Origin of the sequence: Agarivorans gilvus (genome assembly GCF_001420915.1) — a bacterium.
Lineage (GTDB): Bacteria > Pseudomonadota > Gammaproteobacteria > Enterobacterales > Celerinatantimonadaceae > Agarivorans > Agarivorans gilvus.
Genome location: NZ_CP013021.1, coordinates 3,397,863 through 3,421,293 on the forward strand (window position 1 = coordinate 3,397,863; position 23,431 = coordinate 3,421,293).

Consider the following 23,431-nt stretch of genomic DNA (forward strand, 5'->3'; position numbering starts at 1 on the left):
ATTTAGCCGCTGTCTTACTTTGTCGGGGATTTGTTGTTTAGTCGAATTAGGCTCTTACTTTCTGCTTCAATATGCGGTTTAATTGCTGTTAGAAAATGTTTTTTAATTTGAAATGGATATAAACATGGACGTGAGTATTGCGGTAATTGGCTTGGGCTACGTGGGGCTGCCATTAGCAGTTGAATTTGCTAAAAAACGTAGTGTGGTTGGTTTCGATATTAATCAAACCCGAGTTGCTGAATTGCAACAAGGCCAAGACCTCACTCAAGAGGTGAGCAGTGAAGAGTTAAGCGCTGTTTCTGCCAACATGTCTTACAGTTCCAAGATTGAAGATTTAGCTAAATGTAATGTGTTTATTGTGACGGTGCCAACTCCAATCACAGAACATAAACAACCCGATCTTACCCCTTTGATTCGCGCTAGTGAAACAGTGGCGAAGGTACTCAAAACCAACGATATTGTGGTCTATGAGTCAACGGTTTATCCCGGCGCGACTGAAGAGCAGTGTGTGCCTGTTTTGGAAAAACATTCAGGGCTGACTTTTAATAAAGATTTCTTTGTGGGATATAGCCCAGAGCGAATTAACCCTGGCGACAAAACTCACCGTGTATCCACCATCAAAAAGATTACTTCTGGTTCGACACCCGAAATAGCCACCATCGTTGACGAGCTTTACAGTGAGATTGTGGTAGTGGGCACCCATAAAGCTAGCAGCATTAAAGTGGCTGAGGCTGCTAAGGTGATAGAGAACACTCAGCGCGACGTTAACATAGCGTTGATTAATGAGCTCGCCTTGATCTTTAATCGCTTGGGGATTGATACAGAAGCCGTACTAGAAGCGGCTGGTACGAAGTGGAACTTCTTACCGTTCAGACCCGGTCTGGTTGGCGGTCACTGTATTGGTGTAGACCCGTATTACCTAACTCATAAGGCTGAGTCTATCGGTTATCGCCCTGAAGTTATCTTAGCCGGTCGGCGTATTAACGATAACATGGGCCGTTATGTGGTATCGCAGTGCATTAAAGCCATGGTTAAACGTAATATTTCAGTAGTAGAAAGCAAGATTTTAATCTTGGGTTTAACCTTCAAAGAGAATTGTCCAGACATTCGTAATACCAAGGTTATCGATATTGTGCATGAGTTTGCTGATTATGGGGTTCAGGTGGATACCTATGACCCATGGGCCGACCAGCAAGAATGTCATGATGAATACGGCATCGATTTGGTGGAAGCGCCGCAACAAGGGCATTACGATGCAATTATTTTAGCGGTAGCGCATCAGCAGTTTAAAGATATGTCGGTTGAACAGATCCGCGCTTTTGGTAAAGCCGAGCATGTTTTGTACGACTTAAAATATCTATTGCCAGCTGACAAAAGCGATTTGCGTTTATAAGGAGTGCTTTTGGTGACACGATTTAATCAGGTTTGCGAGCAACTTCAACAACAACCCAAACGCTGGGCTATTACAGGCGTGGCGGGCTTTATTGGTTCTAATTTATTGGAAGCGCTGTTGAAGCTAAATCAGCAGGTTGTTGGCTTAGATAATTTTGCCACCGGCCACCAACATAACCTTGATGAAGTCAAAAGCTTAGTCAGCGAAGAGCAATGGCAGCGCTTCACTTTTATTGAAGGGGATATCCGTCAGCCTCAAGATTGCAAAGCCCTTATAGCTGATTGCGATTATGTGTTACATCAGGCCGCTTTAGGCTCGGTTCCACGTTCCATCAATGACCCTATCACCACCAATGATGTGAACATTTCTGGCTTCTTAACTATGTTACAAGAAGCCAAGCAGCAGCAAGTTTCAGCATTTGTGTATGCGGCTTCTAGCTCTACTTATGGCGATCACCCAGACTTGCCAAAGGTGGAAGATATAATTGGTAACCCTCTGTCGCCTTATGCGGTAACCAAATACGTAAATGAGCTCTATAGTGCGGTTTTTCAACGCAGCTACCAGTTCCCATCAATTGGCCTACGTTACTTCAATGTATTTGGTCCTCGTCAAGATCCTAATGGTGCTTATGCTGCAGTTATTCCTAAATGGACGGCTGCCTTGATTGATGAGGAACAAGTGTTCATTAATGGCGATGGTGAAACCAGCCGTGACTTTTGTTTTATCGACAATGTAGTGCAAATGAATATTTTGGCAGCCACTGCGGGTTTAACCACCAGTGAAGTCTTCAATGTAGCCTTAAATGATCAAACCTCTTTAACCCAGCTTTACGATTTATTACGTGACAACTTAGCTAAGCATGGTGTGGAGCGCTCGGCAAAGCCTGAATATCGCGATTTTCGCGCTGGTGATGTTCGTCATTCTCGAGCCGATATTAGCAAGGCTCAAACGCTGTTAGGTTATGCGCCGCAGTATAATATTGGGCAAGGCCTATCCCTAGCTATGCCATGGTATATCGAGCAAGCCCGAGCGAAGGCCTAGCGTTGAGAGTAATGCCTTTGCTTATTCACCTTACTAAAGGCTTAACCCTATTATGCGCCTCATTTAGTGATTTGGGCGTTCTGGTTGAGGAAGGCTAGCGTGCCTGAGCGCAGTAATATTCAATGGCAAGAAATTTCACAATTAGATCGCTTATTTAGCTTGGATGCCCAGTGGAAAAACTTAGCCAGTTTATGCGGTAGTCATTTATTTAATCGCCCCGAGTGGCTACGTTTGTGGTCGACTCAATTTTGGGATAAACACTGCAAGCTTCATTGCTTAGCCGGTTTTGTCGATGGCAAATTGGTGGCATTGGCTCCTTTTTATATTCGCCAGCTGGGGCAGCTGTTAAAGTTGCGACGTTTACACTTCCTAGGGCAGGGTGAAGCAGAAGAGGCTGAGCTTGCCGCCGAGTATCCAGATTTACTGGTGCAGCCAGAGTATTATGCGCAAGCTAAGGCATATATTACTCAATGGCTCGCCGCGCTGCGTTTTGATGAGTTGCATGTGCGGGCGCTAGTCGAAGGGAGCCTGTTGCATCAGTTATTGGCCCAATGGTCGACATGTTGTGAGAGTAAAGCCACCGCGTATTCTGTTCGTCCTTCGCTATGGTCTTGTGAGCAACTTGGGCGTAATGCTCGTTCTAAGTGGCGTCGAAGCGAGAAGAAGTTGGCAAAGCTTGGCGCCGAGTTTAAGTGGTTATCAGCGCAACAAGTAGAACAATATTGGCCGCAGCTGGTGGCAATGCATCAAGCGCGTTGGCAAGAGCTAGGGCAGTTGGGCGCATTTGCGGATCCGCGTTTTTTGTCGTTTCATCAACAGTTGCGTCAGCAGTATCCTGAACAAATAGCCATGAGCGGTATATTTGTTAAGCAACAAGCGGTGGCTTTAAATTACTATTTACGTAGTTCAGAATGTGCTTGTTTTTATCAATCCGGCTGGCAGCAAGCTTATCGTGAGTGTTCGCCGGGCTTTGCGTTACATGTGTGGAGTATTTTACATAGTCCTGCTAAACGTTATGACTTTATGATGGGTAATCAAGGGCAAAGTTATAAAGCACAATTTGGTTGTGATGAGATAAACTTGGTCACCTTACATCTGATTCAGTCTCCAGGGAGGAGAGCATTATTCAAGCTCGTCAGCAAGGTTCTTTAAACAAAGGTAAAGCGCTTGGTACGAGAAGGACACTTCCGATTAGGCCTAGAACCGCACCCGCAGCCTTCTTTTTCTTATGTTTATACAGTATTTCGGTACTGATCCGCCCGCACGAGTTTTCTCCGGCGACGTCTGAGTATATCTTTATTAAAATCTTTGCGATGCTGTCGTTTGTACTAACTCTATTTACGCTAAGGCCGATAACTTTGCGAGCCCAGCATTATATGTTGTTGGGCTTGGTGCCAATTATCATGGTTTCGGCTTTTTTGAATGGCTGGGGCACAGGCGGGATTTTTCAAGCTGAGCGACTGTTTGTTAGTTCTATTATTCCCTTCTTTTTATACAGCGTACTGATTAATTCTCCAGGGCGGCAGCGAGTGCTGATGTGGATCTGTATCGCAGCAGCCTTAGGCATGGTTTATAACGGCCATGTGCAACAGTCTAGCTTTAACGGCAGCTATGGTGCTGGTATCGGTGGCAGTATTACTGTGGGTCGAGAAGAAATGCGCATCAGCTATTTGGGTTTCTTCAGTGATCCCAATGATTTGGGTATGTTCTTAGTGATGAATATGCCATTTGTGGCCTACTTCTTTGCTAGAGGTGGCAAGTTGATGAAACTGCTGATGTTAGCGGTGATTGTGGCGCTGGGTTATGGCGTTTACATGACAGGATCTCGCGGCACCTTATTGGGTACCGTGGCGGTGGTGGGGATTTATTTCCTAATTAATAACGCCGGTGCCAAACTGATTTTATTTGCTGCCTTTAGCGCGCCTATAGCTGCGACCTTAATTGCTTCCTTTGGTGGTTTATCTTCCTCGGAAGCGTCCGCCGCTGGACGTTTAGATGCTTGGTATGACGGTATTCAAATGCTTATTTATAATCCGGTGTTTGGAGTGGGCATGGGGAACTTTATTGACCGACACGGTATTGTTGCTCATAACTCCTATGTGCATGTGGCGAGTGAGCTAGGCGTATTGGGCTATAGCTTATGGGGCGGAGCCCTAGTGATGAATATGTTAGTGGGCTACGCTATTTTGAAGCAGTTTAATCACTATAGTGAGGATGAGTCTGAAACCGAGCATGCCGACGAAACATTGGTCGAGAAGTACCGTGAAGAAGTGCTCCTTAACAAAGTATTGTTTTACTCAATGATTGGTTTTATGGTCACCGCTTTCTTTCTTAGTCGGCAGTTTACCTTATTGTTATTTATTTTTATGGGCATGCAAATGGCCAGTCACTTTCGCCTATTAAAAATGCGCCCCAGTCTACTTGAGATGTTCTCCGGTAAGATGGTGTGGCGCAGTATGGGTTATAGCTGGACAGTGATTGTAGCCGTGTATATTACCTTAAAAGTTGGCTTATAAGCGCGACCTGAAAGCATTCTGCCGAGCAGATTACAAGGATGAACGAAACAGACGATGCAATTATTTTATTATAAAGATGAGGTTGGTAATTTTGGTGATGACCTTAACCCTTGGTTGTGGCCAAAATTATTACCTCAGTTAATTGATGACGATGCAAGCGAGTTGTTGGTGGGGATTGGCACCTTACTTAATCATCGTTTACCTGAAGATAAAATATTACATATTGTGGGTTCTGGCGTCGGTTATGGGCATCTGCCACAGGTCACCGATAAATGGAAAATTCATGCCTTAAGAGGCCCTTACAGTGCGCAAGCCTTAAACCTTGACCCTCAGTTGGCGGTGACAGACTCCGCCTTATTGCTGCGTAATGTGATGGAACCGCAACACCTAGAGAGTGGTGATGTGGGCTTTATGCCGCATTATCTTAGTTGCCGTAGTGCCGATTGGCAAAATATTGCACAGGCTTGCGGTTTGCGTTTTATCTCTCCTGAATGGTCTGTGGAACGGGTGTTTGCAGAGATGGCGCAATGCCGTTTATTGCTCACTGAAGCCATGCACGGGGCGATTGTAGCCGATGCTTTGCGTTTGCCGTGGAAAGCATTAGTTCTAGGGGAGCATGTCAATCGCCATAAATGGCAAGACTGGTTATCCACCGTCAATATGACATATCAACCATTGCAATTGCCGAGTTATTTTCACCATGCTTCAGGGCTGGTCGCTGGCGCTAAAGATGAGCTTAAACGACAGTTACAGAGTCTTGGTTTGGGTAAACATTGGTATCCGCCTAAGCCGCGTAATTCTGGTGGCAAACGTCGCGCGCAAGTGTGTAGAAGCTTGACAGATATAGCTCGCCAAGTTCAAGGCGAGTTGAGTCAAGAGCAGCAGCAAAACCACTTGCTTACTCGGCTTAATCAAAGCCTAGAGCAACTTCATAACTAGCTTAGAGACAGGTCAAAAGATGACAGTGACGGTCAGTGTAATTATTCCCGCTTATAATTCTGCCAGTTTCATCCATAAGGCGATTGATTCAGTACTTGCTCAAAGTTTCGAAGATTACGAAATTATCGTGGTGAACGATGGCTCAAGTGATAATACCGTTGAATGTTTGGCCTCGTATGCTGGGCGTTTGCAGGTGATTACTCAACCCAATGCGGGAGCTTCAAAAGCAAGAAACACTGGCATTCAGGCGGCCAAGGGTGAGTTTGTGGCCTTTCTTGATGCCGATGACTTATGGCGCCCGAGTAAGTTGGAACAGCAGGTAGCCGCGCTACGAGCTAAACCCAATTGGGTGGCTTGTTATACCGAAACCTCTTATAAAGCGGATGAAGAAACTCAGATTCAACAACCAGAGCCACTTGCTAAGCTCGTCACTAAAGATCTGCAGCAGGTGTTTTTACATCCTTATTTAGTCACCTCCTCATTCATGGTGAGACGTGAAGTGCTAAATCGGGTTGGCTATTTTGATGAGGGTTTGAAGACGGCAGAAGATATTGATTTGTATTTGCGTATAGCTGAGCAGGGGCCGATTGGTTTGCTACAAACTAGCTTGGTATGGAAAGCCGATATAGAGGGCAGTTTAGGAAGCCTGTTGTCATCCTATCAAGATAACCTAACGGTCGTGGAGCGTTTTTTACAGCGACAGCAAGCCACAGAGCCGCATTGGCGAGTTTTAGCCAAGCAAGTAAAGGCGAAAATTTACCTCGATTGGGGCAAAGACTTGCTGTGGAATCAGCAAGCTGGTGAGGCGTTTAAAGTACTGTTTTGTTCTTTGCGGCTTCGTTGTTGTGGCCAGACCGCTTGGTTGATGCTGAAAGCTGTAATAAAGATGTTAGCGCGCAGAGGCTAGTGAAGTCTGTTTTTTAACTTAACTAAGCTGCGAATGAGGGATGAGTCTCTATGGTTTTTAATCGTTGCTTTTATGCGATGCTGTAATAGTGCTAGCTCCACAGCTAGGAACTGTCCGGGCTGAGTCGTTAAGCCGAAGTTGTTACAAATTTCTTGGCTTAGCGCCTTTGCCTTATAGCTAACTTGGTGGATACCTGAATCGACTACGCTGCCCTAGAAATTCATCATTTGGCCGTATTAGTGGTTTCTGATACTGAATGAAATACCCATTTTTAAAAGGGTCGAGAGCTGACACTTTTCCCCTCGTCTGCTGCTAATAGCTGGTGGTATAGCTTGTTTTTTGTCCATAAGAGCTTGCCACTTTCTGCTCTTGACTTGCTCTCCTGCACTGTCCTATGAATGTTTCAGTTATTGTCTGAGATCTTGGTTAGTTAATTTTTGTTTTATGTTTACTAAGTTACGAATCAATAATGTGTTTCTATTCTTTTTAATACTTGCTTTGAAACGATAGCGGAATAATTCTTGGTACCTTTTTAAAAGCAGGCTAGGTCGAGTCTGTAAGGCAAAGTCTTCAATGATTGAGGCATTTAAGGTTCTGGCCTTGAAGGTGACTTGATTGATTCCGCTGTCATTCTCCCCGTTATCGATGATATACATTGCGGCCGCAAACGGAACGTATTGGAACTTAGCATGTGAGCACTGAAATAGCTCATTGGCATGCTTGTGGCTGCCAAGTATTTTGTAGGTCATAAAATCATCAACACTATTTAGGATCGTTTGCTGATTTGTAAATATGGCTTGTTCTAAATAAGGAGTAAAGAGTTCCGCACGGTAGATGTTACAAGTGCCACAGGAAAGGTTGAATGGTTCGATTTCGTAGGCAATGTTACTACCTAATTTGTAACCAAAACCTTTATCGATGATGAAACCATCATAAGTCTGATTGTTTTGAGTAATGTGCTCTACTAGCCCTTTATGTAAATAGTCATCACCATCAACAAACATAATGAATTCAGGCTTGTTCTTAAGGGCGGCGTTTAAGCCAGCTAGGTATTTTGTTCCCTTGTCTTTACGAACGGCATTCCATTTATCCTGCTGGCTTTGTTCATCTACCACTACGATTTGCTCGGTTGGTGGAAAGTCAACATAGATCATGTTGGTTTTAATATCATAGGTGTCGAGATTAAACTGGCGTTGTTTCCTAAATCAGATTGAACTAACTCAGCAGTCGCGGATCTGATCTGTATCTATATCTGTCGGGTCACCAAACATGGGTAAAGCGAAAGGCAACATCACCAACTGGAAGCTGTACAACAGTGCACTGAAGCAACGCGGCTCATTGACCTTCTGGATGGATGAGAAAGCCATAGAACTATGGAATAACACTGAGCGTAGTGGTCGTCGAGGGCGCAGCCAAACTTACAGTGACACCGCTATCGCAACTGCGCTGATGATTAAAGGCGTATTCAAGTTACCACTGCGCGCTCTTGAAGGCTTCATCAACTCATTGTTTCGCCTGCTCAAGGTCGACTTAAAATCTCCCGATTACAGTTGTATAAGCAAGCGAGCAAAGACTGTTGAAGTCAACTATCGCCTACCTAGCCAAGGTCAAGCGGCTCACCTCGTTATCGATGCTACAGGTCTTAAGGTGTTTGGCGAAGGAGAGTGGAAGGTGCGTAAACACGGCGCTGAAAAGCGTCGAGTCTGGCGAAAACTGCATATGGCAGTAGATGCCCAGAGCCATCAGATAGTGAGTGCTGAGGTCTCGATGGACTGGGTTCACGATAGTGAAGTGTTACCCACCTTGTTGAGACCGCTGCGGCGCAAAGTGAAAGCAGTAAGCGCTGATGGTGCCTATGACACACGGCAGAGCTATCAAGAAGTACAACGTAAGAAGGCTGTTGCACTAATCCCTCCACGCAAGAATGCAGGTATGTGGGAAGCGGATCACCCACGGAACGTTGTAGTAAAAGCCTTGAAGCAAGGTGAGTTGGAAAACTGGAAACGGGACAATGCTTACCATCTTCGTTCACTATCGGAGACGGCGATGTATCGTTTCAAACAACTGCTTAGCGACAAGTTGAGTCTACGTTGTTACAACGCCCAAGTCGGCGAAATCATGGCCGGAGTGTGCGCGTTGAACAAAATGAGCAGGCTAGGTATGCCTGCTCGTCAGCTAGCTGAATAAAGAGGAAAGCGCCTTGGGGTTACTGCATTCTTGGCTCTGAATTGATCAACAAGGCCGATTAAACTCTGAACCTTGATTACAGACGATGAACAGCTCAAAGTTTTTATTTGTTTGGTTAGGCGTTGTTTCCTAAATCAGATTGAACTAACTCAGCAGTCGCGGATCTGATCTGTATCTATATCTGTCGGGTCACCAAACATGGGTAAAGCGAAAGGCAACATCACCAACTGGAAGCTGTACAACAGTGCACTGAAGCAACGCGGCTCATTGACCTTCTGGATGGATGAGAAAGCCATAGAACTATGGAATAACACTGAGCGCAGTGGTCGTCGAGGGCGCAGCCATACTTACAGTGACACCGCTATCGCAACTGCGCTGATGATTAAAGGCGTATTCAAGTTACCACTGCGTGCTCTTGAAGGCTTCATCAACTCATTGTTTCGCCTGCTCAAGGTCGACTTAAAATCTCCCGATTACAGTTGTATAAGCAAGCGAGCAAAGACTGTTGAAGTCAACTATCGCCTACCTAGCCAAGGTCAAGCGGCTCACCTCGTTATCGATGCTACAGGTCTTAAGGTGTTTGGCGAAGGAGAGTGGAAGGTGCGTAAACACGGCGCTGAAAAGCGTCGAGTCTGGCGAAAACTGCATATGGCAGTAGATGCCCAGAGCCATCAGATAGTGAGTGCTGAGGTCTCGATGGACTGGGTTCACGATAGTGAAGTGTTACCCACCTTGTTGAGACCGCTGCGGCGCAAAGTGAAAGCAGTAAGCGCTGATGGTGCCTATGACACACGGCAGAGCTATCAAGAAGTACAACGTAAGAAGGCTGTTGCACTAATCCCTCCACGCAAGAATGCAGGTATGTGGGAAGCGGGTCACCCACGGAACGTTGCAGTAAAAGCCTTGAAGCAAGGTGAGTTGGAAAACTGGAAACGGGACAATGCTTACCATCTTCGTTCACTATCGGAGACGGCGATGTATCGTTTCAAACAACTGCTTAGCGACAAGTTGAGTCTACGTTGTTACAACGCCCAAGTCGGCGAAATCATGGCCGGAGTGTGCGCGTTGAACAAAATGAGCAGGCTAGGTATGCCTGTTCGTCAGCTAGCTGAATAAAGAGGAAAACGCCTTGAGGTTACTGCGTTCGTTGGGCGTTGTTTCCTAAATCAGATTGAACTAACTCAGCAGTCGCGGATCTGATCAGTATCTATATCTGTCGGGTCACCAAACATGGGTAAAGCGAAAGGCAACATCACCAACTGGAAGCTGTACAACAGTGCACTGAAGCAACGCGGCTCATTGACCTTCTGGATGGATGAGAAAGCCATAGAACTATGGAATAACACTGAGCGCAGTGGTCGTCGAGGGCGCAGCCAAACTTACAGTGACACCGCTATTGCAACTGCGCTGATGATTAAAGGCGTATTCAAGTTACCACTGCGTGCTCTTGAAGGCTTCATCAACTCATTGTTTCGCCTGCTCAAGGTCGACTTAAAATCTCCCGATTACAGTTGTATAAGCAAGCGAGCAAAGACTGTTGAAGTCAACTATCGCCTACCTAGCCAAGGTCAAGCGGCTCACCTCGTTATCGATGCTACAGGTCTTAAGGTGTTTGGCGAAGGAGAGTGGAAGGTGCGTAAACACGGCGCTGAAAAGCGTCGAGTCTGGCGAAAACTGCATATGGCAGTAGATGCCCAGAGCCATCAGATAGTGAGTGCTGAGGTCTCGATGGACTGGGTTCACGATAGTGAAGTGTTACCCACCTTGTTGAGACCGCTGCGGCGCAAAGTGAAAGCAGTAAGCGCTGATGGTGCCTATGACACACGGCAGAGCTATCAAGAAGTACAACGTAAGAAGGCTGTTGCACTAATCCCTCCACGCAAGAATGCAGGTATGTGGGAAGCGGGTCACCCACGGAACGTTGCAGTAAAAGCCTTGAAGCAAGGTGAGTTGGAAAACTGGAAACGGGACAATGCTTACCATCTTCGTTCACTATAGGAGACGGCGATGTATCGTTTCAAACAACTGCTTAGCGACAAGTTGAGTCTACGTTGTTACAACGCCCAAGTCGGCGAAATCATGGCCGGAGTGTGCGCGTTGAACAAAATGAGCAGGCTAGGTATGCCTGCTCGTCAGCTAGCTGAATAAAGAGGAAAACGCCTTGAGGTTACTGCGTTCGTTGCACTGAATTGATCAACAAGGCCCGTTCGTTGCACTGAATTGATCAACAAGGCCTGTACAGCGAATTGTGTCATTTAGGACTTTATATTGGCGTTGTTTCCTAAATCAGATTGAACTAACTCAGCAGTCGCGGATCTGATCAGTATCTATATCTGTCGGGTCACCAAACATGGGTAAAGCGAAAGGCAACATCACCAACTGGAAGCTGTACAACAGTGCACTGAAGCAACGCGGCTCATTGACCTTCTGGATGGATGAGAAAGCCATAGAACTATGGAATAACACTGAGCGCAGTGGTCGTCGAGGGCGCAGCCAAACTTACAGTGACACCGCTATCGCAACTGCGCTGATGATTAAAGGCGTATTCAAGTTACCACTGCGTGCTCTTGAAGGCTTCATCAACTCATTGTTTCGCCTGCTCAAGGTCGACTTAAAATCTCCCGATTACAGTTGTATAAGCAAGCGAGCAAAGACTGTTGAAGTCAACTATCGCCTACCTAGCCAAGGTCAAGCGGCTCACCTCGTTATCTATGCTACAGGTCTTAAGGTGTTTGGCGAAGGAGAGTGGAAGGTGCGTAAACACGGCGCTGAAAAGCGTCGAGTCTGGCGAAAACTGCATATGGCAGTAGATGCCCAGAGCCATCAGATAGTGAGTGCTGAGGTCTCGATGGACTGGGTTCACGATAGTGAAGTGTTACCCACCTTGTTGAGACCGCTGCGGCGCAAAGTGAAAGCAGTAAGCGCTGATGGTGCCTATGACACACGGCAGAGCTATCAAGAAGTACAACGTAAGAAGGCTGTTGCACTAATCCCTCCACGCAAGAATGCAGGTATGTGGGAAGCGGGTCACCCACGGAACGTTGCAGTAAAAGCCTTGAAGCAAGGTGAGTTGGAAAACTGGAAACGGGACAATGCTTACCATCTTCGTTCACTATAGGAGACGGCGATGTATCGTTTCAAACAACTGCTTAGCGACAAGTTGAGTCTACGTTGTTACAACGCCCAAGTCGGTGAAATCATGGCCGGAGTGTGCGCGTTGAACAAAATGAGCAGGCTAGGTATGCCTGCTCGTCAGCTAGCTGAATAAAGAGGAAAACGCCTTGGGGTTACTGCATTCTTGGCTCTGAATTGATCAACAAGGCCTCTTGAGGTTACTGCGTTCGTTGCACTGAATTGATCAACAAGGCCCTTTATATTTATTGCCTTTTTTTTGATGGAGAGCTTTGGGTGAGGGTTTAGGTTGTATTAACTTTACCGCTACAATTTTAACGAATTTAAATTGACGTATGTTTGATGCTTAATTTTATGAATGTTTATAATTTTTGTTTATGATGTTGGTCTAGTTGGAGGGCTTGATGCTTGTAGGGTATTTACATTTTTTTCGCTTGCTGATAGGTTGTTGTGTAATTAAATGATATTTATATTTTTAGTGGTTTTGCTGAAGATGTAAAAGTTAATGATACGTGGCAATGTTTTATTAATTTTAAGGAGGGGTTATGGGACTAGTTATACTTCCGTTGCTTGTTGGGTGGGTTGTAGGAATTGGATATACATTGTATATGTTTTATTCATTGGTAACTAGCGAAAGAACCGTAGTATATGCTTTGGTGGCGCTAGGTACCGCTATACTTCTTTCGATAATATATGCGAATTTTTCTTTGTCGGTGTTCAAAGGCAAGGAGTCAGTTTGGGTTTTCGAGATTCCTATTTTTTTTCTGCTTAATAAGTTGGCAATTCTTGTTTATACGTTAGCTGTAACGTATAAACTATGGGGGCAAAGTTTGTCTCAATACTCACATATGCCAGCAGTTTGTTTTATTTTAGCGTTTTCTATATCAGTGGGAACTTGTATAGGTTGTGTTTACTCTGAAATATATGTGAAAAATAATAATATAAAAGTAACGCACTGATATTGTTTCTTAAATTATGTGGTTCTAATCTTATTGGGTGGCTCATGGGTTTTAGTTGTTTTATTTTTATCGTTATGCCTAGAGTGATTTATTATTAGCATGCTATTGGTTAGTGATATCCTCTATGGAGTTAGTAATGCGACCCGCTTGATTACCCTGAGTGACTGATGCAGGGGGCGTGTTTTAAACTAAACCAGTACTACAGCCCCGCCTCTTTAATATTCCGCCTTATTTATTATTGCATGTAAATTAATGATTAATTTAACAATATTGTTGGCGAAGTTATTATTAGGTTGGTAGCATCGCCAACTTATTGACTCTATAGTTAATATCCCATTGTTCGAGCAGCAAGGAAGCATATGTTTAAGGCAATCACAGCGAGCGGGGTATAAGGAAAGATGATGCAAGCTCACTCAGGCCCCACAGAGTACTCTAGGTTTAAGCAAACACGCTTAGTAGACGAGTTTGGCCAGTCTTATATTTTGTTACCAAAGCATCTTAGTCACTCAGCAATGCTAGGTGAAGCAGTTAACCGCCACATCGATAGCTATCGGGCGCAATCGCTATTACTCAACCACAACAGCATGTGGGGGCACCGTTTTGATGTAAACAAGCTTTACTTCGATCTATCGGGTGACTACATGGCTAAGTACAAAAGCGAGCAACAAAAAATTGCTTGGCTCAGTAATGGTATAGCCAGTGGTGAAGTCAAAGTATTTAAAGGCGAAAGTTTCGCAACGCCACCTCCTGGCAATATGGAAGGAGGCTTACCTGTTGCCACCGTTCCAGATGACATAACGTCACCAAAATCTAAAGCTGGCACCCCTAAGGATGCTTTAGGTCGTGGAGGTTTTGTCAATCAAAGTAGGCGAGTTACTTTAGATACAGTTAGCGATAGAAAAGAATTGAGTGATACCACTCTTTTGTTGCCAGATGATTTCGCGAAACTAGCCCTTAGCTATGGCGATTCTCCAAAGCAAATAGCTGCTAGAGAAAAAGTCGCAAGAGAATATTTGGAAAACAATGGCTTTACTAAAGAGCAGATTCACGACGCTCTAGGTGCTCCTGATGGAAGCAAAGACGGAGGAATTGATTTTACTCAGCCAGTTGAAGTTATAAGCTTTCCTCCTCCAGAAAGTATGACTCAGCATGTTAAGTCTCATGGTTATCCGGGAAATTGGTTTGACCCAAACTCTAACCAGGTACCAGACTCTTTAGGTATTAGTGGTGAAGGCAGAACAGTGAAGAAATTTAAAGTAGTTGAAAGCACTGGCTTAAAATCTGTAGCAAAACCTGTAATTGATAATTGGACGACTCCTGGCGTTGATGTTCATTGCCGCGGGGGAGGGACTCAGTTGTTAGTAAATGATGATACGAAATCTCGAATTATTAATATAAACCCTAAAGGTATTTAAGTGAATTATAAGAAACTTTCAGAGGCAGCAAACAAAGCGTTAGATGAATTCTCTAAGAGAAATGTATCTACAATTGATACAGTTATTTATGACTCAATAATTGAACAAATGCGCTTTATAAATAGTGAGGCAAGTTTAGGGCATGATCCCAGAAAAAGCCTTCCAGACGGAAAAACATTTACCTACGGCATTATTTCATCTCGCGCTTTTGCTTCTCCAGATGAACTACAGCTAAAACGACTGTTAGAGGATGTTACTTCAAATCTTTATCCTGAAGATTTTTGTTAAAAGCCGAAGTGTTGGATAATCCTTAGGGCTTTAGGGCTTTAGGGCTTTAGGGCTTTAGGGCTTTAGGGGCGTTGTTTCCTAAATCAGATTGAACTAACTCAGCAGTCGCGGATCTGATCAGTATCTATATCTGTCGGGTCACCAAACATGGGTAAAGCGAAAGGCAACATCACCAACTGGAAGCTGTACAACAGTGCACTGAAGCAACGCGGCTCATTGACCTTCTGGATGGATGAGAAAGCCATAGAACTATGGAATAACACTGAGCGCAGTGGTCGTCGAGGGCGCAGCCATACTTACAGTGACACCGCTATCGCAACTGCGCTGATGATTAAAGGCGTATTCAAGTTACCACTGCGTGCTCTTGAAGGCTTCATCAACTCATTGTTTCGCCTGCTCAAGGTCGACTTAAAATCTCCCGATTACAGTTGTATAAGCAAGCGAGCAAAGACTGTTGAAGTCAACTATCGCCTACCTAGCCAAGGTCAAGCGGCTCACCTCGTTATCGATGCTACAGGTCTTAAGGTGTTTGGCGAAGGAGAGTGGAAGGTGCGTAAACACGGCGCTGAAAAGCGTCGAGTCTGGCGAAAACTGCATATGGCAGTAGATGCCCAGAGCCATCAGATAGTGAGTGCTGAGGTCTCGATGGACTGGGTTCACGATAGTGAAGTGTTACCCACCTTGTTGAGACCGCTGCGGCGCAAAGTGAAAGCAGTAAGCGCTGATGGTGCCTATGACACACGGCAGAGCTATCAAGAAGTACAACGTAAGAAGGCTGTTGCACTAATCCCTCCACGCAAGAATGCAGGTATGTGGGAAGCGGGTCACCCACGGAACGTTGCAGTAAAAGCCTTGAAGCAAGGTGAGTTGGAAAACTGGAAACGGGACAATGCTTACCATCTTCGTTCACTATCGGAGACGGCGATGTATCGTTTCAAACAACTGCTTAGCGACAAGTTGAGTCTACGTTGTTACAACGCCCAAGTCGGCGAAATCATGGCCGGAGTGTGCGCGTTGAACAAAATGAGCAGGCTAGGTATGCCTGTTCGTCAGCTAGCTGAATAAAGAGGAAAACGCCTTGAGGTTACTGCGTTCGTTGCACTGAATTGATCAACAAGGCCGACTTTAGGGCTTAGATTTTTATTGGTGCCATCGCCGCAAACCGAGTGCGCCATTTAGGCAAGCTTGGTGGCTTATTTAAAAAGTTTGCTAAGCAACTAAAACAAAAAGCCAGATTTAAAACTAAATCTGGCCGTACCGGCGGAAAAGTTGAACAACAAATTGCTAAGCCTACGGGGGCGCAAGTGCCTACTGATGCGGGTAAACGCCGCGCGCTACTTAGCAACAAAAGAAGTCGACCTGAGCCTGATGAGTGGGTTTCTTATAAGACTCATAGTATCCAACAATCGCCAATGCAGTCCGAGCAGGGAAGAAAACTAGTAAAATCTTACGAACACACTGGCTTATCAAAAGCACAAGCTATACGTCGGGCTGATGAATTGATAAGAAGTGGTAGTACCTTGCCAGAAGCTGTAGCATTGAAGAAAGGGGATAAGTTATACAAATTAGTGCCTGAAGGTGAATATCCTGGGGAGTATTCCCCATATTTTGCTACCAAATCTGAGATTAAATCATTTGAACAGGCAAGGTATGATGAAATTACTGACAAAATTGGAATTCCATTGGAAAGTCAACAAACTAATAGGTTTGAAGTTTTTGAGGTAGAAGCTAAGCGAGATGTTGAGGTATTCGAGTCGATAATTGCTCCTACTACGCAAAAAGGATATTCACAGCCAGGCGGTGGAATGCAAACATTGATTACTGATAGGAGTGAATTTAGTAATCCTAAGTCGACAAATTGGAAGCTACCATGAGCGTACAAAAAGTAAGAGTAAATGAAAGAACGGGCCGTTTCATCGATATAGATCTAAATAAAGCGAATAGGCAAGCTTTAGAATTAAAAAATTATATTTTACATACATATACGCCATCTAACGATGTATATGATGTCATAGGTCAAGTCCTACCATTATGTGAATTAGTTTTAAGTGGGGGAATCAAAGAAGCTGTGGACGTAAATGAGTTGCCATTAAGATACCATACTAGAGAAGGACTGTTGCCTAACGATTTGGATGTATTATTTTCTGAGCTTTGCCTTACTATTACAGGAACCCCAAGGCGTTTTCCTCTTTATTCAGCTAGCTGACGAGCAGGCATACCTAGCCTGCTCATTTTGTTCAACGCGCACACTCCGGCCATGATTTCACCGACTTGGGCGTTGTAACAACGTAGACTCAACTTGTCGCTAAGCAGTTGTTTGAAACGATACATCGCCGTCTCCTATAGTGAACGAAGATGGTAAGCATTGTCCCGTTTCCAGTTTTCCAACTCACCTTGCTTCAAGGCTTTTACTGCAACGTTCCGTGGGTGACCCGCTTCCCACATACCTGCATTCTTGCGTGGAGGGATTAGTGCAACAGCCTTCTTACGTTGTACTTCTTGATAGCTCTGCCGTGTGTCATAGGCACCATCAGCGCTTACTGCTTTCACTTTGCGCCGCAGCGGTCTCAACAAGGTGGGTAACACTTCACTATCGTGAACCCAGTCCATCGAGACCTCAGCACTCACTATCTGATGGCTCTGGGCATCTACTGCCATATGCAGTTTTCGCCAGACTCGACGCTTTTCAGCGCCGTGTTTACGCACCTTCCACTCTCCTTCGCCAAACACCTTAAGACCTGTAGCATCGATAACGAGGTGAGCCGCTTGACCTTGGCTAGGTAGGCGATAGTTGACTTCAACAGTCTTTGCTCGCTTGCTTATACAACTGTAATCGGGAGATTTTAAGTCGACCTTGAGCAGGCGAAACAATGAGTTGATGAAGCCTTCAAGAGCACGCAGTGGTAACTTAAATACGCCTTTAATCATCAGCGCAGTTGCGATAGCGGTGTCACTGTAAGTTTGGCTGCGCCCTCGACGACCACTGCGCTCAGTGTTATTCCATAGTTCTATGGCTTTCTCATCCATCCAGAAGGTCAATGAGCCGCGTTGCTTCAGTGCACTGTTGTACAGCTTCCAGTTGGTGATGTTGCCTTTCGCTTTACCCATGTTTGGTGACCCGACAGATATAGATACTGATCAGATCCGCGACTGCTGAGTTAGTTCAATCTGATTTAGGAAACAACGCCGTTAGTAATGCGACCCGCTTGATTGCCCTGAGTGACTGATGCAGGGGGCGCGTTTTAAACTAAACCAGCACTACAGCCCCGCCTCTTTAATATTCCGCCTTATTTATTATTGCATGTAAATTAATGATTAATTTAACAATATTGTTGACGAACTTGTTATTAGGTTGGTAGCATCGCCAACTTATTGACTCTATAGTTAATATCCCATTGTTCGAGCAGCAAGGAAGCATATGTTTAAGGCAATCACAGCGAGCGAGGTATAAGGAAAGATGATGCAAGCTCACTCAGGCCCCACAGAGTACTCTAGGTTTAAGCAAACACGCTTAGTAGACGAGTTTGGCCAGTCTTATATTTTGTTACCAAAGCATCTTAGTCACTCAGCAATGCTAGGTGAAGCAGTTAACCGCCACATCGATAGCTATCGGGCGCAATCGCTATTACTCAACCACAACAGCATGTGGGGGCACCGTTTTGATGTAAATAAGCTTTACTTCGATCTATCGGGTGACTACATGGCTAATCACAAAAGCGAGCAACAAAAAATTGCTTGGCTCAGTAATGGTATAGCCAGTGGTGAAGTCAAAGTATTTAAAGGCGAAAGTTTCGCAACGCCACCTCCTAGCAATGTGGAAGGAGGCTTACCTGTTGCCACTGTTCCAGAAATTGTAAAAACTCGCTCGGCGTCGACTGAAGAATCCCTCGGTCACGGCGGTCAATCTACAGAAGACATTCGCGAAGCTTTAGAATTGTATTGCGCATTACCAGATGGCTCACCTGCGGCCAACTTGCCTTACAAAGCAACCTTAGCAGATGGCACAGTATTAAAAGGCATGCTCGATGCTGATGGTCAAGCTAACATAGCAAACCTTGAACCTAACAATGTAGATGTTGAATTTGGCGAACAGCCTGATGTTGCTGCGATAGCGGCAACCAGAGCAGAAATCACTGGCGTGTTAGATGCCATCATCGCTGCTGAACGTGCCGAAGGTGCGCAAGTTGCAGCCGATTATAATGAGCTTAACTTCGCTCAAAAGGGAATCGCTAGTATAGGTTCGCTGCTAACGGGGCTAGCAGGTGCCTTAGCCGATACGGCAGAATGTAGCTACAACCTTATAAAGCTTGGCTCTATGCAAGGGCAACTTAAGCGAGCCCTTAACGCTGGTTGGGATGCCTACAATGTAGATGACGATAAAGGCTGGGCAGAGAGCTTTGCCAGTAATTGGAGCACCAACCAGCACCAAGCTTATGTAAAAGCATTGGGTTTTGACCCCGCCTCCATCACTAAACAAAAGCTTGCTGAAGCCTATGAAATTGCTAGTTTCATTAGTGATGACAGTGAAATACAAGCCGCTCTAGTACAGTTTGTTAAAGATTTTGCCAAAGCGCAGCACCACACCGAGCTGACAGAAATGGGCGGGGCTGCCATCTTCGACATTGTACTAAGCGCCATTTTAGTGGCCCTTAGCGGGGGAACAGCAAGCGCCGCCATCGCCGTAAACCGAGTGCGTCATTTAGACAAACTTGGGGGCTTATTTAAAAAGCTTGCTAAGCAACTGAAACAAAAAGCCAGATTTAAAACTAAATCCGGCCGTACCGGCGGAAAAGTTGAACAACAAATTGCTAAGCCTACGGGGGCGCAAGTGCCTACTGATGCGGGTAAACAAAAGCCTGCTAATCATAAGCCAAAGCGTATTAGCCCAGTACAAACTATCGATGAAGCAGAAAAGCGCTTAAGCAGAGCTAAAGATGCTATTGCCGAAGCCAGAGCCTCTAATTCTCCACTGCCAAAAACACCCTATACCCTTGAAGATAAGCTGAATATTGTAGAAAACGGCCTTAACGAGAATGTGTTAGTGCGTATTATTGAGACTGGTCACTCAAAGGACTCTGGCACAATTGGTCAGGTTAAGAATGGCCGCGCAGTGACATGGACCGCCCCCATGAGCCAAGTCGAGCATGCGGATAGCGACGCGAAACTCATACTGAATGCTTTTGGTACTAGATATGACCCAAATAAAAATTACACGATGTTGCTTATCGATAATCAACAATTGGCTGAAGCAGGGGATGTAGTATCTATTATTCCCACTTTCGATAACATAAATAAAATAATTGCTAATAACCCTGATATGGGGATTGGCCCAAGCATTGCTAAAAAAGTAATGAACGAGGATTTTGCTCCTAAATATGAAGATTTTGCCAATAAAGCGTGGGAAGCGGGTGTGGATATGGATGATTATCAGGAAAGAAAAGTTTTTGCGAAGTCGCTGGGACATGATATTGACACCGCTGAGTTATTGAGCGAGCGGCATGATATAGCTACCAAAATTAGCGCATGGGAAATATTCACTGGTAACGGTATGACTCGTGATACTAATGTTGTTGAGAAAGTAGCTTATGGCCCTGTCGAAGTCTTTACGTATGATAAAAATCCACAGCAACTAGGTAAGTTAGAAAGCCTGGGGGTGATTAAGCGAATTGATTTATAAGGTAATCTAAATGAGATTTAAAAATTTACATGTTGAAGATCTAGATAATAATCCAAATACCGTTTTAGTCTTTAAGTCATTAAGGTCTAACGGTAAATATCGTTTCTTTTACTTGTTGTTAATGCATGATTATCTAGTGTTGGCATCAAAAGGGTGTTTTCCTGCGGTAAATGGCCAACCAGAAAAGTGGTTAGGTGGCACAGATATAGAAATACCTAAGTCAGGTTTATCTTGGTTTATCAATGCTATTGAGCAGAAGTTCATGAAAACAGAGGCTGAAGGTGGTTTAAAAAGGGAGGTGTTCACATATAGCACGGTGATTGACGGTGAGAAGCTAGTAGTTAAAAGGCAATTTGGCGTGCCAGGGTACGGTTTAATGAATTTTAACCGCAAGGAATACGTATTTAATGAGTCACCTCAGCTTGCAGAGTTCACGGACCAGATGCTATTTGAAAATGGTTTATTAGATGAACTCAAGCTGGTTGCTAAAAAAATAGACAATGGCGAGCTCTAGAAGTACCTCAGTTATTCTGATGTTAAGTGAACAAAAAGATGATGTTATCGCAATCTCTAACTACTTACTCGATCGATTTAGTGAGTATGCAATAGTCGACTCTAGTCCTGAAGGGCGTTTGCAAGCGCAGTTACTTTGGGTATTAGATAAGCTAAAGGAACCAAACTTTAGTTTGCCTTTGCCAGCAGAGCAGCTTAGCACGCTGCGTTACATATATACTGATGGCACTTTGAGCTTCCGAGCTAGTAACCCTGACGATATAAACTCTATATTTAAAGAGATTGAACTTCCGCTAGTGCAGCTTATATCCATAATAGTTGATAATGAGTTACTGGTTAAAACAGACTATTACCCGTACATTTCTAGAGTTATAGCGGAGTTAATCTCTTGCTTGGAAAATGCTTCTAGGGTTCTCAGTACAAATGAAGTCATTTTTCTCAAAGAGTTGGAGGAGCTAAAGTTAGATATTGATAGTGGTAAGCAACAACTGCCTTTCCAAAGCCATTTACCTAGATTTCCTGGTTACACTGAAGTTAAAAGCTTTAGAGGGAATACCATTGATGACATACCTAGGGCTAAAAATCTGTTTAAAATATTTAAAAATGCTGTGTTTAACGGTGTAAGGCCAAAAAGCTGGGTAAATGAAGCTGCGGCTAAACAAGCGGTAGAGGAACTTATTATTAATTCATAGTATGAATAACCTCCCTGTCTTTGATGCATCTACTTTTGTGCCAGTGCCTCGCAAGCCAGAATGGCCGGTATACCAGCCGGAAAACTTACCTAGCGCTTGGAAAAAAATTGCCGAGATTACTGATGTTAGGTTTAAAGATACGGTTCGTGATTGGCAGCTTTACTTTGATGGAGCTATGTTAATTATTCATTATTGGAATGATGGTATTAGCCCTTTTAGTGGTGAACCATATCGCTATGTAGAGCAATACGAGTTCCCCATTGGTGCAGCGGCTTGGTTTGTAGAAAACCTACCGCGTTTTTTCAATGCTGGAGACCCCTCTAAGCCACAACCCTCAAAGGGCTTTCATCACTACGACCGCACGGGTAGTGGCGGCGAAGGTTTAGGGATATCTAGGCTCATCCACTCTATAGGCAAAGATATTCCCGGTTACGGTTTAGATAACCTAAGCCGCTGCGGTCATCCTAATATGGTTCTATGCTAAAGCTTCGAGATGATTGATGGTTTTTTGTTCGATTTTTATGCTTTTAGTCAATATCAATAAGCGCCAACTCTGCCAAGCTTTAGCCTCCATTAGCACAGAAACTAGCCGGAGTGGATATGGACGGCAGAGTAAAGCATGTAGATATCGCAAAGGGTATTTCGATTAGTCTAGTGGCCATGCACCACAGTGAGTTACGGACTCTGTTTCCTGATTTGTAGGCCTATGCAGGTGATTGCTAGCCCTATGATTAAGCTTAGTTTTAATGTCATGATTAATTCGTCTAGTAAGCGCTCCACTCTTTAGAGCAGAGCGCTTAAACTTAAGCGCTTTAGTTTAATTAACGGGTTAAAATCCATTTACCGTTTTCGCGGCGGAACATCATGGGGTAGCTACTGTAAGTGCCGTTTGAATTAACAAAGCCAATGGCATTGCTGTCTTTATCACGGGTTAAGCTGACTAATTTACGGTTGTCTTCAAGGGTTATCCCAACATTTTTAGGAGCTCTGATGCGCAGAACCCAATCCGGGTCATCGATGTCTTCTTGCATACCGTCACGCAGAATTTTCTCTAAGCCACCTTTTTCATAATAAAAGGCGGCATCCCCCTCACGATTACGCTCAGCAAACATTGGCATGATGGAGTCGATATCATTGGCTGCCAGTGCGTCTTGTACTTTTTTATATTCGACAAATAAATCATTTACTACGGCGTCATAATCCTCATCGTTCATAGCATAGTAATCAGGTAGGGTATCACTATTAAAAAACGCCCATAAAGGTAGGCTGTTGGGTATGGTGACTTGGCGCTTATAGGTTAAGGCGCCTTCATATTCTGTTTCGACTATCTTGTTTATTTCATCTAGGTAGATATCACCATTGCCTGCTACTACTTGGTTATTATCGGTTAAACGGTATTGGCCTGCCGCTAGGCTTTCTGTCATTTCAGTATTAGCTTGCAGTTGTTTGCTATCAAACATCAGTAGAGGCAAGCGATAACGCACCTCCGAGTTATCTTCATCTTCGATCAATAAAGCGACTTTTATGAATGCGCCGGGTAAAAACTCACCGCCTCGCTCTGGCGGCAAAATTAAAAATTTAAATTCACTTTGTTCGGGATGCATCCACTGGTTAACAGGAAGATCTACGGTGACTTGATTAGCAGGATTGTATTCCCGAATGGAAGTTGCTCCATTTACATCGACATAATATGCGAGGCCATAAGCACTCAGCTCAAGTTTAAAAACAGGTTTGTTTTGTAACACACTCTCTTCTCCTAAAACTACAGCCCT

The 23,431-nt window shown here is 44.5% G+C and carries 19 protein-coding genes and 3 pseudogenes; 19 read left to right on the forward strand and 3 right to left on the reverse strand.

Annotated elements, in window-relative coordinates:
• The first annotated feature begins 124 nt into the window (after positions 1 to 124).
• The 6 genes from tviB to AR383_RS16135 all read left to right on the forward strand — a co-directional run bounded on the left by tviB (position 125) and on the right by AR383_RS16135 (position 6,796).
• Positions 125 to 1,393 carry a Vi polysaccharide biosynthesis UDP-N-acetylglucosamine C-6 dehydrogenase TviB gene (tviB, locus tag AR383_RS16110; protein WP_157051763.1) on the forward strand — a complete coding sequence of 423 codons (1,269 nt, stop codon included), beginning with the start codon at positions 125 to 127 and terminating at the stop codon, positions 1,391 to 1,393.
• Positions 1,394 to 1,405: 12 nt separating this feature from the next.
• Positions 1,406 to 2,434 carry an NAD-dependent epimerase/dehydratase family protein gene (locus tag AR383_RS16115; RefSeq protein ID WP_055734052.1) on the forward strand — a complete coding sequence of 343 codons (1,029 nt, stop codon included), beginning with the start codon at positions 1,406 to 1,408 and terminating at the stop codon, positions 2,432 to 2,434.
• Between the two features lie 99 nt (positions 2,435 to 2,533).
• Positions 2,534 to 3,586, forward strand: coding sequence for a GNAT family N-acetyltransferase (locus AR383_RS16120; protein WP_055734053.1), 1,053 nt, complete (start codon positions 2,534 to 2,536; stop codon positions 3,584 to 3,586).
• A 206-nt stretch (positions 3,587 to 3,792) separates the two neighbouring features.
• Positions 3,793 to 4,950, forward strand: coding sequence for an O-antigen ligase family protein (locus AR383_RS16125; protein WP_232304752.1), 1,158 nt, complete (start codon positions 3,793 to 3,795; stop codon positions 4,948 to 4,950).
• A gap of 54 nt (positions 4,951 to 5,004) precedes the next feature.
• On the forward strand, positions 5,005 to 5,889 hold the full coding sequence (locus AR383_RS16130) for a glycosyltransferase family protein (RefSeq protein ID WP_055734055.1): 885 nt from the start codon (positions 5,005 to 5,007) through the stop codon (positions 5,887 to 5,889).
• A 19-nt stretch (positions 5,890 to 5,908) separates the two neighbouring features.
• Positions 5,909 to 6,796: a glycosyltransferase family 2 protein gene (locus AR383_RS16135; RefSeq protein WP_055734056.1), complete on the forward strand. Its 888-nt coding sequence runs from the start codon at positions 5,909 to 5,911 to the stop codon at positions 6,794 to 6,796.
• 407 nt (positions 6,797 to 7,203) lie between these two features.
• On the opposite strand, the gene AR383_RS16140 is transcribed toward AR383_RS16135, so the two are convergent.
• Complete coding sequence (locus AR383_RS16140; protein WP_157051764.1) at positions 7,204 to 7,911, reverse strand: hypothetical protein; 708 nt, start codon at positions 7,909 to 7,911, stop codon at positions 7,204 to 7,206.
• Between the two features lie 154 nt (positions 7,912 to 8,065).
• Between AR383_RS16140 and AR383_RS16145 the strand changes: the two genes are divergently transcribed.
• The 9 genes and pseudogenes from AR383_RS16145 to AR383_RS16190 all read left to right on the forward strand — a co-directional run bounded on the left by AR383_RS16145 (position 8,066) and on the right by AR383_RS16190 (position 16,983).
• Positions 8,066 to 8,983, forward strand: a complete 918-nt coding sequence (locus tag AR383_RS16145) for an IS5 family transposase (protein WP_055734058.1) — start codon at positions 8,066 to 8,068, stop codon at positions 8,981 to 8,983.
• A 198-nt stretch (positions 8,984 to 9,181) separates the two neighbouring features.
• Positions 9,182 to 10,099, forward strand: coding sequence for an IS5 family transposase (locus tag AR383_RS16150; protein WP_055734059.1), 918 nt, complete (start codon positions 9,182 to 9,184; stop codon positions 10,097 to 10,099).
• A gap of 114 nt (positions 10,100 to 10,213) precedes the next feature.
• Positions 10,214 to 11,131, forward strand: a pseudogene (locus tag AR383_RS21375) (IS5 family transposase).
• Between the two features lie 202 nt (positions 11,132 to 11,333).
• Positions 11,334 to 12,251 (forward strand): annotated as a pseudogene (locus tag AR383_RS21380) (IS5 family transposase).
• Positions 12,252 to 13,715: 1,464 nt separating this feature from the next.
• Entirely contained in the window at positions 13,716 to 14,489 is a 774-nt protein-coding gene (locus tag AR383_RS16170; RefSeq protein WP_188407615.1) for a polymorphic toxin type 46 domain-containing protein, read from the forward strand.
• A complete protein-coding gene (locus AR383_RS16175; protein ID WP_055734062.1) occupies positions 14,490 to 14,777 on the forward strand; it encodes an immunity protein Tsi6 family protein in 288 nt (95 codons plus the stop codon).
• Between the two features lie 147 nt (positions 14,778 to 14,924).
• Positions 14,925 to 15,842, forward strand: coding sequence for an IS5 family transposase (locus tag AR383_RS16180; RefSeq protein WP_055734059.1), 918 nt, complete (start codon positions 14,925 to 14,927; stop codon positions 15,840 to 15,842).
• Between the two features lie 101 nt (positions 15,843 to 15,943).
• Entirely contained in the window at positions 15,944 to 16,651 is a 708-nt protein-coding gene (locus AR383_RS16185) for a Rossmann-fold NAD(P)-binding domain-containing protein (RefSeq protein ID WP_055734063.1), read from the forward strand.
• Positions 16,648 to 16,983, forward strand: a complete 336-nt coding sequence (locus AR383_RS16190) for a hypothetical protein (RefSeq protein ID WP_055734064.1) — start codon at positions 16,648 to 16,650, stop codon at positions 16,981 to 16,983. Before AR383_RS16185 ends, AR383_RS16190 begins: the two co-directional genes overlap by 4 nt.
• Here AR383_RS16190 and AR383_RS21385 read toward each other — a convergent pair.
• Positions 16,968 to 17,885: pseudogene (locus AR383_RS21385) on the reverse strand (IS5 family transposase). The gene AR383_RS16190 and the pseudogene AR383_RS21385 sit on opposite strands and share 16 nt — an antisense overlap.
• Positions 17,886 to 18,234: 349 nt before the next feature.
• Between AR383_RS21385 and AR383_RS16200 the strand changes: the two are divergent.
• From AR383_RS16200 to AR383_RS16215, 4 genes are read left to right on the forward strand one after another with little or no spacing between them, the layout of a single operon-like run.
• Entirely contained in the window at positions 18,235 to 20,454 is a 2,220-nt protein-coding gene (locus AR383_RS16200) for a hypothetical protein (protein ID WP_157051670.1), read from the forward strand.
• Positions 20,455 to 20,464: 10 nt separating this feature from the next.
• Positions 20,465 to 20,968, forward strand: coding sequence for a hypothetical protein (locus tag AR383_RS16205; RefSeq protein ID WP_055734065.1), 504 nt, complete (start codon positions 20,465 to 20,467; stop codon positions 20,966 to 20,968).
• Positions 20,969 to 20,987: 19 nt separating this feature from the next.
• The gene (locus AR383_RS16210; RefSeq protein WP_055734066.1) at positions 20,988 to 21,659 is read left to right on the forward strand and encodes a hypothetical protein; all 672 of its coding nucleotides are present in this window, start codon (positions 20,988 to 20,990) and stop codon (positions 21,657 to 21,659) included.
• 1 nt (position 21,660) lies between these two features.
• Entirely contained in the window at positions 21,661 to 22,143 is a 483-nt protein-coding gene (locus tag AR383_RS16215; RefSeq protein WP_055732616.1) for a hypothetical protein, read from the forward strand.
• Between the two features lie 337 nt (positions 22,144 to 22,480).
• Here the strand turns inward: AR383_RS16215 and AR383_RS16220 are convergent, their stop codons facing one another.
• Complete coding sequence (locus AR383_RS16220) at positions 22,481 to 23,404, reverse strand: hypothetical protein (protein WP_157051765.1); 924 nt, start codon at positions 23,402 to 23,404, stop codon at positions 22,481 to 22,483.
• Positions 23,405 to 23,431: the final 27 nt, after the last annotated feature.